Consider the following 13,989-nt stretch of genomic DNA (forward strand, 5'->3'; position numbering starts at 1 on the left):
AGCCATGAGGTCCGACAAGACAGACACATCCTATGCCGCTATAATCAATCTATGTGCCGCACTCATCAACTCAAAATGAATGTCCACACGCCCTAAAGCATGTCGCGCAAAAGTGTGCAGCGGTTTTGCGATAACGACATGCGTTAAAACAAGAATGTAAAGCACATTGCATGAGGCTGATAAGCCGCAACGTGCTTTAGGCAAAATAGTTATCTTACAAAATTGTAATGGCACCTTACCGAACCTTAAGTGGTGCACGCCGCGGTCTCCGTCTACGTTTGCCAGTGTCAAACGACACAGAAGGAGACACCATGACACCCCGGAAGACGACGATATCCGCCCTGGCGGCCGTGCTGCTGGTCAGCACCTCCCTCGGTGCCGCGATGGCGCAGGAAGGTAAGGGGAAAGATCGCCCGCCGGAACCGCCGGGCCCGGCTGCATGCGGCCCCCGCCCGATGATAATGCGTGGCCCTGGCGCGCTGTTCATCTATGCGCTGCAGCAGTTTGACACGAACAAGGACGGCAAGATTTCCAAGGAAGAGGCAAAGGCCGCCGAGGACAAGCTGTTTGCCGCCATCGACGAGAACAAGGATGGCGTGCTGACGCCGGGTGAATTGCGCAAGTTCCATGAGGCCCGTATGGAGGCGATGAAGGCCGATATGCCGCCGCCCGTGCCGCCGAAGCCCGAAGATGGCAAGGCTCCACCGCCCCCGCCGAAGGGCGGACCGGATGCAGCCCCGGATGCAGCAATGGGTCCCATGGATGACGATATGGGACCGATGGATGGTTGCGGCCCGATGATGGGAGCGGACCATAAGGGTCCCGGGAGAGAAGGTCCTGGTAGAGAAGGTCCCGGCAGAGAGCGTCCTGGCCCGGAAGGCGATCGCGCCGACTTCCGTCCCGGCCCGCATCATGGCCCCCATCACGGCATGATGGGGATGATGGGTCCGATGTGGCTGATCCGCCAGCTGGATACCGATGAAAACGGCCAGATCAGCAAGGCGGAAGCCGATGCCGGTCTCGACAAGCTGTTCGACCGGCTGGACACCAACAAGGATGGCTTCATCTCCGCCGACGACTTCCCGGCTGGACCGCCGCTCATTCCGGCGGGCAAATAATCCCGAGAACGGCAAAATGTGAAAAAGGCCCGCGATCCCATGATCGCGGGCCTTGTCAGAATTACGCGACCGACTTCAGCGCCTGATCCAGATCCTCCAGCAGATCGTCGGTATCCTCTATCCCGCAGGAAAGACGCAGCGTGCCGCCGGTAATGCCAGCCTCGAGGCGGGCATCTTCGGCCAGGTTCTTGTGGGTCGTCGTGGCCGGATGGGTAATCAGGCTCTTGGCATCGCCGAGATTGTTGGAGATGCGGATGATCTCCAGCGCATTCTGCAGGGCGAAGGCCGCCGGCTTGCCGCCCTTGAGCTCGAAGCAGACCAGCGTCGAACCGCCCTTCATCTGCTTGGCGATGATATCGGCCTGCGGATGGTCCTTGCGGCCCGGATAGATGACCTTGCCCACCTTCGGATGTTCGGCCAGAAAATCGGCGATGCGACCGGCATTTTCCGTCTGCTGGCGCACGCGCAGCGGCAAGGTTTCCACGCCCTTCAGCAGCGTCCAGGCATTGAAAGGCGACATGGCCGGGCCGGTGTGGCGGAAATAGTCATGCAGGTTCTCGTCGATCCATTCCTTCGACGACAGCACGATGCCGCCCAGGCAACGGCCCTGGCCATCGATATGCTTGGTGGCGGAATAGACAACGACATGCGCCCCGAGCGACAGCGGGTTCTGGAAGAGCGGCGTCGCGAAGACGTTATCGACCACGACCTTGGCGCCCACCTGATTGGCGAGTGCGGCAACACCGGCAATGTCCACCACTTCAAGCGTCGGGTTGGTCGGGCTTTCCAGGAAGAACACCTTGGTGTTCGGGCGGATTGCCGCTTCCCAGTTCTTCAGGTCGCGGCCATCGACCAGCGTGCATTCCACGCCATATTTCGGGGCCAGCGTTTCCACCACCCAGCGGCAGGAACCGAAGAGCGCACGCGCCGCAACGATATGATCGCCCGCCTTGACCTGGCACAGCACGGCTGCGGCCACCGCCGCCATGCCGGAGGCCATGGCGCGGGCATCTTCAGCGCCTTCCAGCAGGCACATGCGCTTTTCGAACATGTCATTGGTGGGGCTGCCGTAACGGGCATAGATATAGCCGTCGGTCTCGCCCTTGAAGCGCGCCTCGGCGGATTCGGAACTGTCGTAAACGAACCCTTGCGTCAGGAAAATTGCTTCGGAAGTTTCGCCATAGGGCGAACGCAGCGTGCCGCCATGTACAAGCTTGGTGGCCGGGCGCCAGGTCTTGCTCATCGTGTCTCAAGCCTTCTCAAACAAAAACCGGTCGCGAAACGGACCGGTTTTGAGAAAACCCGGTCTATTTAGCCAGTTGTTTAACGTGGCTGCAAGCCGACCGGCCAAATCACCACGGGATAACTTGCCATACGCCCATCACGCCCTTGCGTCAATTGTCCGGTTTTGATTTTGTTCGGCGATTATAAACAGGATCGGCAACACCCATGACGGGCATTCTGGCAGATCGCGCAATCGGCGAACTTTTCGGGCAGGAACGGCTGAAGGCCGAGGCCATGCTGGATCATGACCAGATCCAGCCGGCAAGCCTCGACCTGCGTCTTGGCTCCAAGGCGCTTCGCGTGCGCGCCAGCTTCATGCCGGGCAAAAACAGCCGCGTAGCTGACAAGCTGGAACGGCTGACGCTGCACGAAATCGACCTCAGCCAGGGCGCCGTGCTGGAAACCGGCTGCGTCTACATCGTGCCGCTGATGGAAAGCCTGGACCTGCCGGATGGCCTTTCGGCCTCCACCAATCCGAAGAGCTCCACGGGCCGCCTCGACATCTTCACCCGGGTGATGGTGGATTACGCCCAGGAATTCGACAAGATCCCGGCGGGCTACAAGGGGCCGCTTTACCTGGAAATCAGCCCGCGCACCTTTCCGATCATCGTGCGGCGCGGCTCGCGCCTGTCACAGATCCGCTTCCGCGACGGCCAGGCGCTGTTGAGTGACGCCGAAATGCTGGCCCTGCACGAGGCCGAAACGCTGGTGGCCAGCGAAACGCCGAATATTTCCGGCAGCGGCATCGCACTCTCCATCGACCTCAAGGGCACCGGGCCGGAGGGATTGGTCGGCTATCGCGGCAAGCATCACACCTCGGTCATCGATGTGGATCGCAAGGCCGCCCATGACCTTCTGGATTTCTGGGAACCGCTCTACAGCCGTGGCCGCAACGAACTCATCCTCGATCCGGACGAATTCTACATTCTCGTCTCGCGCGAGGCCGTGCATGTGCCGCCGCTCTATGCGGCGGAAATGACGCCCTATGATACGCTGGTGGGAGAGTTTCGCGTGCATTATGCAGGCTTCTTCGACCCCGGCTTCGGCCACGCCGCCGCCGGTGGCAGCGGCAGCCGCGCCGTGCTGGAGGTGCGCAGCCATGAAGTGCCCTATATTCTGGAGCACGGGCAGATCATCGGACGGCTGGTCTATGAGCGGATGACGGAGCGCCCCCAGGCGCTCTACGGCAGCGGCGTCGGCTCGAATTACCAGGCGCAGGGCCTGAAATTGTCCAAGCATTTCCGCCTGCCGTAAGGAGACATGGCGCGCTTCTGCGGCTTGACATTGGCGCTCAAGTGTAGGAACTGTGCGGGCATCGGTCGCGGGTGTAGCTCAATGGTAGAGCAGCAGCTTCCCAAGCTGAATACGAGGGTTCGATTCCCTTCACCCGCTCCAGCTTTCCTCACATCATATCCGGCGCCTTGCCGATGATGCGGTCGTCGATCTCGCCGAGCACCTTCTTGTCCTTGCCGTCATAATCCAGATGATGCAGCATATGGCGGATGGTGTTGAGGCGGGCGCGGCGTTTGTCGTTGGCTTTCACCACCATCCATGGCGCGTGCTTGCCATGGGTCTTGTCGAGCATCCGGTCGCGCTTGTCGGTGTAGTCATCCCATTTGGTCAGGGCCGCGATGTCCATGGGCGAAAGTTTCCAGACCTTCAGCGGATCGTGACGGCGATCGTGGAAGCGCTTGATCTGCATTTCGCGGCCGATATCCAGCCAGAATTTGAAGAAATGGATGCCGTCCTGATCGATCATTTTCTCGAAATGCGGCACTTGATCCATGAACAGCCGGTATTCATCCTTGGTGCAAAAGCCCATGACTGGTTCCACCACGGCCCGGTTATACCAGGAGCGGTCAAAGAGCACGAACTCGCCGCCGCTTGGGAAATGCGAGGCATAGCGCTGGAAATACCATTGGCTGCGCTCGGTCTCAGTGGGCTTGCCGAGAGCCACGCTGCGGGCCGAACGCGGGTTCATATAGGAAAGAATGGCGCTGATACTGCCGCCCTTGCCCGCCGCATCGCGGCCTTCGAACAGCGCCATGACGCGGCGTTTCGTCGCCTGCAGCCAGAACTGCACCTTGACCAGTTCGATCTGCAGTTTCTTCAACTCCTTGGCATAATCCTCCTCATCCAGCTTTTCCTTGTAGGGGTGGCCGCCGGATTTCAGCGCCTCCTCCTCCACCCAGTCCGGCAAAACCGGATCGTCGATATCGAAAAGCCGCGTCTTGCCGCCGATCTCAAGCTCGACCGTGCGGCTGCCCTTCATGCTATCCATGCGCTTCTCCCGAGCTAAACCTGTCAGTTAAATGCGACAGGGTTCCAAAAGCTCCCCCTGACCGCCGCAAAGCCTGTAAATTCCTGTCATGCAAAAGAGCTAGTGGTTTGATTGTGACATTTGCTAGCCTGTGCAGCACCCTCGAGAGCAAATGTCACAATCATGAAAACCACTAGCAACCTTATGATCCTAGTGGAATTTTCGAATTTGACATTTGATCCTCGAGATCACCGCAAATGGGTATCAAATGTCAAATTCATTCCACTAGAGCATTTCCTGAAAACGTGTAACACGATTTCTGCGCGATGCCGTTATACCGAGAGGCCTGCCTTGACGCCGTTTTTTCCCTCCTGGGCCGTTCTGCGCCAGCGCCTTGGCGAACGCCGCGATCTGGCCTTTCTGGCAGGCTTTCTGTCCGTCGCATCGGTTGAGGCCGGTGCGCATTGGCTGTTTGCCGTGGGCGCTTTTTTTCTCGCGATGGCGTTTCTCTGCCTGCGCGGCAGTTCGCAGCAGCGCGCCGAGCAGGCCGCCGCCAAAGCCGAGGCCGGGCCTCAGAAGGAGGCGCCGCGCCTCAGTGAAGCCAGCGCCATCGCCGTTTTCGAAGCGCTGGACCTGCCTGCCTTGATGATGGATGCGGATGGAACGGTTCTGTTCCAGAATGTTGCCGCCAATCGGGATTTCGGTATGCTGGAGGCGGGCCTGCATGTTTCGGCAAAATGGCGCTCCCCGAGCATTCTCGACATGATGCGCGAAACGGTGCGCAGCGGCAGGCCCAACCAGGTGGAACATTCGGAATTCCTGCCCTCGGAGCGGGTCTTCATGGTGCGTATCGCGCCGCTGGCCTTGCCGGAAAGGGCAAAGCCGCTTTACGTCATGACCTTCCGGGATATTTCAGAGCTTCGGCGCATCGACCGCATGCGCTCGGATTTCGTGGCCAATGCCAGCCATGAATTGCGCACGCCGCTGGCTTCGCTGCGCGGCTTCATCGAAACGCTGCTGGGACCGGCCCGCAACGACACCAAAGCCCAGGAGCGCTTCCTGCAGATCATGCTGGAGCAGGCAAACCGCATGAGCCGGCTGGTGGATGACCTTCTCTCCCTCTCCCGGCTGGAGTTGAAGGCGCATCTGGCCCCGGCGCAAACGGTGGAACTCGCCCCCGTGCTGACCCATGTGCGCGACTCGCTTGCACCGCTTGCCGCGGAACTGGAGGTGGATGTGCGCCTGCACCTGCCGGATGACGGCGTGGAGGTGGTGGGCGACCGCGATGAACTCATCCAGGTCTTCGAAAACCTGATCGAAAACGCCTGCAAATACGGCCAGGAGGGCAAGGTGGTGGACGTGGCACTGCGCAAGCTGGACAATGGTGCGGAGGTCTCCGTCATCGACAAGGGTCCGGGCATCGCGCCGGAGCATGTCCCACGGCTGACAGAACGCTTCTACCGCGTCAGCGTCGCCGATAGCCGCTCCAAGAAAGGCACGGGCCTTGGCCTTGCCATTGTCAAACATATCCTCACCCGCCACCGGGCCAGGCTCATCGTCCGCTCGGACCTTGGCCAGGGCACGGAATTTACCGTGCGTTTCTGACACAAAACACTGGTCAATGACATGAAATCCAATAAAAATCTTTTATAATCAATATTTTGAACTGTCATAAATGTTTCATGCAAACGACATAAAAGCAGAAGCTGTGAGGGGCTAAGAAGAGGCCGCCGGAGCCCGGCGATTGCAGACCGGACGGGACTGCAATTCCACGCAAGCTCAATTCTCGGGAGAGATGAATGTCCATGCTGAAACTGTCCGTAGCGGCCCTGGTCGCCTCCGTCGCCTTTGCTGGCGCCGCCGCTGCCCGCGATCAGGTACAGATCGCCGGTTCTTCCACCGTGCTGCCCTATGCCAAGATCGTCGCTGAAACCTTTGGCGAAACCTATACCCAGTTCAAGACCCCGGTGGTCGAATCCGGCGGCACGGGCGCTGGCCTCAAGGAATTCTGCAAGGGCGTCGGCCCCGACACCATCGATATCGCCAATGCCTCGCGCCCGATCAACAAGTCCGAAGCCGAAGCCTGCCAGGCCGCCGGTGTGACGGATGTCCAGGAAGTGAAGTTCGGCTATGACGGCATCGTCTTCGCCGTCGATAGCTCCAACAAGGATCTGGCCCTGGTTCCGTCCGATCTCTACAAGGCGCTCGCCGCTGAAGTCGTAGTGGATGGCAAGCTGGTCGCCAACCCCTACAAGAAGTGGTCCGAGGTCAACAAGGACCTGCCGGATACCGAAATCATGGCCTTCATTCCGGGTGAAAAGCACGGCACCCGCGAAGTGTTCGAAACCAAGGTTCTCGAGCAGGGCTGCAAGGACACCAAGGCGGTAGACGCCATCAAGGCCGCCGTCAGCGACGAGAAGGCCGCCGCCAAGAAGTGCATCGCCGTGCGCAAGGATGGCAAGGCCGTGGACATCGACGGCGATTACACCGAAACGCTCGCCCGCATCGCCGCCAACAAGACCGCACTAGGCGTGTTCGGCCTCTCTTTCTACGAAAACAACGCCGACAAGCTGAAGGTTGCCACCATTTCCGGCGTCAAGCCTTCGGTCGAAACCGTGGCCACCGGCAAGTATCCGGTTTCGCGCCCGCTGTTCTTCTACGTCAAGAAGGCGCATCTCGGCTCCGTGCCGGGCATGAAGGAATATGTGGACTTCTTCCTCTCCGAGCAGATGATCGGCCCGGATGGTCCGCTGGCTAATTACGGCCTGGTTCCCGCTCCGGACAAGGAGCGTGAAGAATTCCGCAGCAAATTTGCCGCCGGCAAGTAAGACGACATCCGGCGCGGGCCACCCCGCGCCGGTTTTTTTAGTTTTGCAAGCGTCGGACGGAAGCTGACAGACACTGAGTGTCTGCACGCGACGCAAAGACAGGGGTTTCCGGCCGTTCAGCCATTTCCGGCATATCGAATGGCTCCTGACGGTTTTGGCGGGGAATTGGATGAGTACCTCAACGGTTTTATTGATTGTGATCGCCCTTGGGCTGATCGGCTATTTGCTGGGTGCCTCGCGCGCCGCCACTCTGGCGGGCGGCAAGGCATCCTCGCTGCATTCCCGCTATGGCTATCATGGCAGCTTCGTCGCTGTGGCCACCATTTTGCCGGCGCTGATTGTTACGGGGCTCTGGCTGACCGCCGCACCTGCCGTCATCGAAAGCCGCATCCGGGCCGAATTGCCGCCCGAGGTGCAGAGCCAGTCCGATGCCAGTCGCAACCTGACCTATGGGACCATTGCCTCCATTGCCCGCGGCATGGCAGGGCTTGACGAGGCAGAACGCCAGGCGGTCGAGGAGGCCGACCCCGCCACGGCCCGTGCTCTGCTGGCGGCGCGCGGCATGCCGCTCGCCTCCGACCCGCAGGCCTTCATGGTCAAGGCTGCCGCCCATCTGAGCGCCGTTCAGGCTACCAGCCAGATGCTGCTCACCGCGCTGGCGGTGGCCCTGGCGGTTCTGGGCCTCGTTCTGTCTCTGCGCCAGATCGCGCCGCGCTTTCGTGCCCGCAACCGGGTGGAGCAGGTCATGCTGGGGGCGCTGGTCGTCTCCTCTTCCATTGCCATCCTCACCACCATCGGCATCATTCTGTCGATGCTGACGGAGGCCGTGCATTTCTTCCGCGCCGTTCCGGCCTGGGAATTTTTCTTCGGCACGGTCTGGGACCCCCGCTTTGCCGCTGCCGGTTCCGGCGGCGCGGAAGGCCAGTTCGGCCTGATCCCGCTTTTGGTCGGCACGCTTTACATCGGCTTCGTCGCCATGCTGTTTGCCGTGCCGATCGGGCTGTTTTCCGCCATTTACATGGCCGAATATGCCTCGCCCCGGCTGCGCTCGACAGTCAAGCCACTGCTGGAAGTGCTGGCCGGTATTCCGACCATCGTCTACGGCTTCTTCGCACTCACCACTGTCGGTCCCTTCCTGCGCGACATCTCGGCCCAAATCAGCGGCCTGGCGACGGGCGATTATACAAGCTTCATCCAGGCCCAGAGCGTGCTGACCGCCGGTTTCGTCATGGGCATCATGCTGATCCCCTATGTTTCGTCGCTCTCGGATGACATCATCACCGCCGTGCCGCGCGCGCTGCGGGACGGCTCGCTCGGCCTTGGCGCCACCCGCTCCGAAACGGTCAAGCGCGTCATCCTGCCCGCCGCCCTGCCCGGTATTGTCGGTGCGCTGCTGATGACGGCATCGCGCGCCATTGGCGAAACCATGATCGTCGTGCTGGCCGCAGGCGTTGCCGCCCGCATTCAGCTCAATCCCTTCGAGCCGATGACCACGGTGACGGTAAAAATCGTCAACCAGCTCACCGGCGACCTCGAATTCACCTCGCCGCAGACGCTGGTCGCCTTTGCGCTCGGCATCACGCTGTTTGCCATCACGCTCTGCCTCAACATCTATGCACTCTACATCGTGCGCAAATACCGGGAGCAGTATGAATGAGTGAGATCGTTTCCCAAGGCGTGAGCGGCCTTGCCGCAACCGCCCGGCCCGCGCGCCGTGACATCGGCCTCAAGCGCCGCTATGCCGCAGAACGCCGTTTCCGCGCCTATGGCGTGGCGGCCATCAGCTTCGGCCTGATCTTCCTTTTCGTGCTGTTGGGCTCGGTGATCTCCAAGGGCTATACCGCCTTCGTGCAGACCACCATCACGCTGCCCATCGAGTTCAGCGCGCAGGTGATCGACCCCACCAACCAGCGGGCCAGCAATCCGAATGTGCTGATCGCCGCCAATTATCCGCTGCTGGCGCGCAATGCGCTGGCAAAGCATCTTGGCCTGGAAACCAACAACCGCCCGGCCATGAAGGCCGTGACGGAGATGATTTCCGACAGCGTGCGCGTCCAGCTTCGCCAGATGGTGCAGGCCGATCCGTCGATCGTCGGCAAGACCGTGCCGGTCTCCATTCTCGCCAGCGCCAATATCGATTCCGCCAACAAGGGTCAGATCGACCTGACGGTGGATCAGGCCAACCGCAAGGTGTCCGACCAGCAGGTGGAGTGGATGAAGAAGCTGGCTGCCGACGGCGTGCTGACCAAGGCCTTCAACACCGGCATCTTCTTCAACGGCGCCTCCAGCCGTCCGGAAGCGGCGGGCGTCGGCGTGGCGCTGATCGGCTCGGCCTATATGATGCTGATCGTGCTGGTGCTCTCGCTTCCCATCGGGGTTGCCGCCTCGATCTATCTGGAAGAATTTGCGCCGAAGAACCGGCTGACGGACCTGATCGAGGTCAATATCAACAACCTCGCCGCCGTTCCCTCCATCGTCTTCGGCCTGCTGGGGCTGGCGGTCTTCATAAACTTCGCGGGCTTTCCGCGCTCGGCCTCGCTGGTCGGCGGTCTGGTGCTGACGCTGATGACGCTACCCACCATCATCATCGCCACCCGGGCGGCGCTGAAGGCCGTGCCACCCTCCATCCGCGCCGCGGCGCTCGGCCTTGGCGCGTCGAAAATGCAGACCGTCTTCCATCACGTGCTGCCGCTGGCCATGCCGGGCATTCTCACCGGCACGATCATCGGGCTGGCGCATGCGCTGGGTGAAACCGCGCCGCTGCTTCTGATCGGCATGGTGGCTTTCGTGGCCGATTATCCCGGCACGCCGCTTGATCCCTCCACGGCGCTGCCGGTACAGATCTACATGTGGGCCAACGAGGCCGAACGGGCTTTCGTAGAGCGCACCTCGGGTGCGATCATCATCCTGCTCCTCTTCCTGCTCGTCATGAATGTGGGAGCCATTCTGCTACGCCGCCGCTTCGAGCGCCGCTGGTAATCCGGGAGAGAAAGCCATGAACATGATGTCCGAAGCAGCAGTTGAAAAGGCGCTGGATCAGAAGATGACCGAAATGAACTACAAGATGGTCGGCAAGGACGTATCCGTCTATTACGGCGAAAAGCGCGCTTTGTTCGACGTCAACCTGACGGTGCGGGAAAACACGGTGACGGCGCTGATCGGCCCTTCCGGCTGCGGCAAGTCCACCTTTCTGCGCACGCTGAACCGCATGAACGACACGATCGACAATTGCCGCGTCACCGGCCGGATCACGCTGGACGAGATGGATATCTACGATCCTTCGATCGACGTGGTGGAACTGCGCGCCCGCGTCGGCATGGTGTTCCAGAAGCCGAACCCCTTCCCGAAGTCGATCTATGAAAACATCGCCTACGGCCCGCGCATTCATGGGCTGGCCCGCAGCAAGGCCGACATGGACCAGATCGTCGAAAAGAGCCTGCAGCGCGCCGGTCTGTGGAACGAGGTGAAGGACCGCCTGCACGAGCCGGGCACCGGCCTTTCCGGTGGCCAGCAACAGCGCCTGTGCATTGCCCGCGCCATTGCCGTCAGCCCCGAGGTGATCCTGATGGACGAGCCCTGCTCGGCGCTCGACCCCATCGCCACCGCCAAGGTGGAGGAACTGATCCACGAATTGCGTGCCAATTTCACCATCGTCATCGTCACCCACTCCATGCAGCAGGCCGCCCGTGTCTCGCAGCGCACCGCCATGTTCCATCTCGGGCAGCTGGTGGAGGAAAACGATACCGACAAGATGTTCACCAATCCGGATGACCAGCGCACCCAGGATTACATCATGGGCCGGTTCGGCTGATCGAAACCGCGTTATACACTCTTTGAGGAACACCCATGGCATCGCATATCTACACGGCTTTCGATGAAGAACTGAAATTCCTGATGCGCCGCATCTCCGAAATGGGCGGGCTTGCCGAACAGATGTGCGCGGAATCCGTCCGCGCCCTGGTCAATTCCGACGCAGCGCTCGCCCAGAAGGTCATTTCCGATGACGCGATCATGGACAGCGCCGAGCGTGAAGTCGGCGAGAAAGCCATTGTCACCATCGCCAAGCGCCAGCCGATGGCAGCCGACCTGCGCGAAATCATCGGCGCCCTGCGCATCGCAGCCGATCTGGAGCGCGTCGGCGATCTCGGCAAGAACAACGCCAAGCGCGTGATGGCCGTGCAGGGCACTGGTGTGCCGCGCAAGCTGGCGCGCGGCATCGAGCATCTCTCCGAACTGGCGCTGACCCAGCTCAAGGAAGTGCTGGACGTCTATTCCACCCGCTCGGCGGAAAAGGCCAAGTCGATCCGTGACCGCGACGAGGAGATCGATGCGATCTACACCTCGCTCTTCCGCGAACTCCTGACCTATATGATGGAAGATCCCCGCAATATCACCACCTGCACGCATCTGCTGTTCTGCGCCAAGAACATCGAGCGCATCGGCGATCACGCCACCAACATTGCCGAAACCATCTACTACATGACGACGGGCGCCCAGCCGGAAGGCGAGCGCCCCAAGGACGATACGACGACCGCCGTGGGTGCGGCCGGCTGAAACCTCTGCAAAGCCGGGAATAGAGCATAATCCGACCGGAGTGAAACGAGGATCGACAAGATTATGCTTCAAAAATAAAATGTTAGAGCGCCGATCTGATTCAATCAGATCGGCGCTCTAATGCCCGGCTTGCCTGAACGTATGAGGACGACACATCGATGCTGCCGAGAATTGCCGTGGTGGAAGATGAAGAAGCGCTGAGCGTGCTTCTTCGCTACAATCTGGAAACGGAAGGCTATGAGGTGGAAACCATCCTGCGCGGCGACGAAGCCGAGATCCGCCTGCAGGAGCGCGTACCCGATCTCCTCATCCTCGACTGGATGCTGCCCGGCGTCTCCGGCATCGAACTGTGCCGCCGCCTGCGCATGCGGCCAGACACCGAACGCCTGCCGATCATCATGCTGACGGCGCGCGGCGAGGAAAGCGAGCGGGTGCGCGGCCTTTCCACCGGCGCGGACGATTACGTGGTCAAGCCCTTTTCCACGCCGGAACTGATGGCGCGGGTGAAGGCCATGCTGCGCCGGGCCAAGCCCGAGGTTCTCTCCAGCGTTCTGCGCTGCGGCGATATCGAGCTGGACCGCGAGACCCATCGCGTACATCGCAAGACCCGTGAAGTGCGGCTGGGGCCAACGGAATTCCGGCTGCTGGAATTCCTGATGTCGTCCCCCGGCCGGGTGTTTTCCCGCTCACAGCTTCTCGATGGCGTCTGGGGCCATGACATCTATGTGGATGAGCGCACCGTGGATGTGCATGTGGGCCGCCTGCGCAAGGCGCTGAACGGCAGCAACCAGCAGGATGTGATCCGCACCGTGCGCGGCGCGGGCTATTCCATGGAAGCGTAATACGAAGAGTCATTTTCAATGACTCTTCGCATAAGCCGAGGGTTTGCCTTGCATTATTACAGCGTCCTTTGTGCGCTTGATAAAACGTACAAAGGACGCTGTAATACTTTAGATCTGCTGCATAATTTTCGCCTTAAATCGATTCCGATTTAAGGCGAAAATTATGCAGTAAAAACAAAAGCGCGTTCGGTAGGCCGAACGCGCTTTTTCATTTTGACGATCTTGTCTTCAGCGGGCAGCGGCGGCAGCTGCGGCTGCGCGGCGGCGGTCATTGACCGGCTGATAGGCAAGCTTGGCGTGATAGGCGCAATAGGGCGAGCCTTCGGTGCTGTCGCAGCCGCAGAAATGGAAATCTTCCTTCATCGGATCGCCGACAGGCCACTTGCAGGTGCGCTCGGTCAGATCCGTGAGCGAAAGCCGCTTGGAAATCGGCAGCACGGCGCTGGACACCGGCATGGGAGCGACCTGCTCCAGACCGTCCAGATCGACGTCTTCGCTCAGCGCCACATTGCCGGCGGGACGGGCAATGGCGCGGGGGGCCGTGGGGCGTGCCGGATAATTGGCGGGGCGCGCCGCCGCAGGCGCGGGCTGGCGCTTTGGCGTGCGTGCCGGTGCTGCGGCCGTACCGCCCGCCTTGGCGCGGCCCGGCAGGCAGAGGCGATGCACCTTGCCGATCACCGCGTTGCGGCTGACGCCGCCCAGCTGCGCCGCAATCTGGCTTGCACTCAGGCCTTCCGACCATAATTTCTTGAGCTTCTCGACGCGCTCGTCCGTCCAGTTCATGCCGCAATCTCCGCCTGTTGCGTGCGCTTACGCAGAATCCGTCACCGCGGCCTCGGAAGGTTCCGAAGCCTGAACTGCCTCATACTGTTGGTGACTAGTTCCGCCGCATGCAGTCTAGTAATTGCTCATTAACCTAGTGCCACGCTGACTCCGTGACAAGAGTCGGAAGAATCACGGCGAATCGAATTTGCCGCTTTTCCCCAACTTGCTCTCGAACATGACTCCGGCGTGAAATAACCGCCTCTTGCGCGCTTGTCTCACCAACCACTGAAAAGCAAGGGAAAATGCGATGTTTATTGACATTGCAGCGCTAAGCCGGA

At 60.7% G+C, this 13,989-nt stretch carries 12 protein-coding genes, 1 tRNA gene and 1 riboswitch; of the genes, 10 read left to right on the forward strand and 3 right to left on the reverse strand.

Annotation, left to right across the window (positions count from 1 at the left end):
- Positions 1 to 311: 311 nt before the first annotated feature.
- Complete coding sequence (locus QO005_RS07670) at positions 312 to 1,118, forward strand: EF-hand domain-containing protein (RefSeq protein ID WP_307157420.1); 807 nt, start codon at positions 312 to 314, stop codon at positions 1,116 to 1,118.
- 61 nt (positions 1,119 to 1,179) lie between these two features.
- Here QO005_RS07670 and QO005_RS07675 read toward each other — a convergent pair whose 3' ends face one another.
- Positions 1,180 to 2,361 carry an O-succinylhomoserine sulfhydrylase gene (locus QO005_RS07675; RefSeq protein ID WP_307157421.1) on the reverse strand — a complete coding sequence of 394 codons (1,182 nt, stop codon included), beginning with the start codon at positions 2,359 to 2,361 and terminating at the stop codon, positions 1,180 to 1,182.
- A gap of 47 nt (positions 2,362 to 2,408) precedes the next feature.
- Positions 2,409 to 2,487: riboswitch (SAM riboswitch) on the reverse strand.
- A gap of 80 nt (positions 2,488 to 2,567) precedes the next feature.
- On the opposite strand from QO005_RS07675, the gene QO005_RS07680 reads away from it, so the two are divergent.
- Together QO005_RS07680 and QO005_RS07685 are read left to right on the forward strand one after the other, a co-directional pair.
- Entirely contained in the window at positions 2,568 to 3,656 is a 1,089-nt protein-coding gene (locus tag QO005_RS07680) for a 2'-deoxycytidine 5'-triphosphate deaminase (protein WP_307157422.1), read from the forward strand.
- 67 nt (positions 3,657 to 3,723) lie between these two features.
- Positions 3,724 to 3,797, forward strand: a tRNA-Gly gene (locus QO005_RS07685).
- Positions 3,798 to 3,804: 7 nt separating this feature from the next.
- Here the strand turns inward: QO005_RS07685 and ppk2 are convergent.
- Positions 3,805 to 4,683 (reverse strand): polyphosphate kinase 2, encoded by an 879-nt coding sequence (gene ppk2, locus QO005_RS07690; protein ID WP_307157423.1) that lies wholly within the window; start codon positions 4,681 to 4,683, stop codon positions 3,805 to 3,807.
- 330 nt (positions 4,684 to 5,013) lie between these two features.
- On the opposite strand from ppk2, the gene phoR reads away from it, so the two are divergent.
- The 7 genes from phoR to phoB all read left to right on the forward strand — a co-directional run bounded on the left by phoR (position 5,014) and on the right by phoB (position 12,886).
- Positions 5,014 to 6,267, forward strand: coding sequence for a phosphate regulon sensor histidine kinase PhoR (gene phoR / locus QO005_RS07695; RefSeq protein ID WP_307157424.1), 1,254 nt, complete (start codon positions 5,014 to 5,016; stop codon positions 6,265 to 6,267).
- Between the two features lie 194 nt (positions 6,268 to 6,461).
- The gene (locus QO005_RS07700) at positions 6,462 to 7,490 is read left to right on the forward strand and encodes a substrate-binding domain-containing protein (RefSeq protein WP_307157425.1); all 1,029 of its coding nucleotides are present in this window, start codon (positions 6,462 to 6,464) and stop codon (positions 7,488 to 7,490) included.
- A gap of 169 nt (positions 7,491 to 7,659) precedes the next feature.
- Positions 7,660 to 9,147 carry a phosphate ABC transporter permease subunit PstC gene (gene pstC, locus QO005_RS07705; RefSeq protein WP_307157426.1) on the forward strand — a complete coding sequence of 496 codons (1,488 nt, stop codon included), beginning with the start codon at positions 7,660 to 7,662 and terminating at the stop codon, positions 9,145 to 9,147.
- On the forward strand, positions 9,144 to 10,469 hold the full coding sequence (gene pstA / locus QO005_RS07710; protein ID WP_307157427.1) for a phosphate ABC transporter permease PstA: 1,326 nt from the start codon (positions 9,144 to 9,146) through the stop codon (positions 10,467 to 10,469). Before pstC ends, pstA begins: the two co-directional genes overlap by 4 nt.
- Positions 10,470 to 10,485: 16 nt before the next feature.
- Positions 10,486 to 11,301, forward strand: coding sequence for a phosphate ABC transporter ATP-binding protein PstB (gene pstB, locus QO005_RS07715; RefSeq protein WP_307157428.1), 816 nt, complete (start codon positions 10,486 to 10,488; stop codon positions 11,299 to 11,301).
- A gap of 35 nt (positions 11,302 to 11,336) precedes the next feature.
- A complete protein-coding gene (phoU, locus tag QO005_RS07720; protein ID WP_307157429.1) occupies positions 11,337 to 12,044 on the forward strand; it encodes a phosphate signaling complex protein PhoU in 708 nt (235 codons plus the stop codon).
- A 158-nt stretch (positions 12,045 to 12,202) separates the two neighbouring features.
- Entirely contained in the window at positions 12,203 to 12,886 is a 684-nt protein-coding gene (gene phoB, locus QO005_RS07730; protein ID WP_307157430.1) for a phosphate regulon transcriptional regulator PhoB, read from the forward strand.
- Between the two features lie 228 nt (positions 12,887 to 13,114).
- Here phoB and QO005_RS07735 read toward each other — a convergent pair whose 3' ends face one another.
- A complete protein-coding gene (locus QO005_RS07735; RefSeq protein ID WP_307157431.1) occupies positions 13,115 to 13,669 on the reverse strand; it encodes a GcrA family cell cycle regulator in 555 nt (184 codons plus the stop codon).
- Positions 13,670 to 13,989 lie beyond the last annotated feature (320 nt).

The sequence above is a fragment of the Allorhizobium paknamense genome, from assembly GCF_030815125.1.
In the GTDB taxonomy this organism is placed as follows: Bacteria; Pseudomonadota; Alphaproteobacteria; order Rhizobiales; family Rhizobiaceae; genus Allorhizobium; species Allorhizobium paknamense.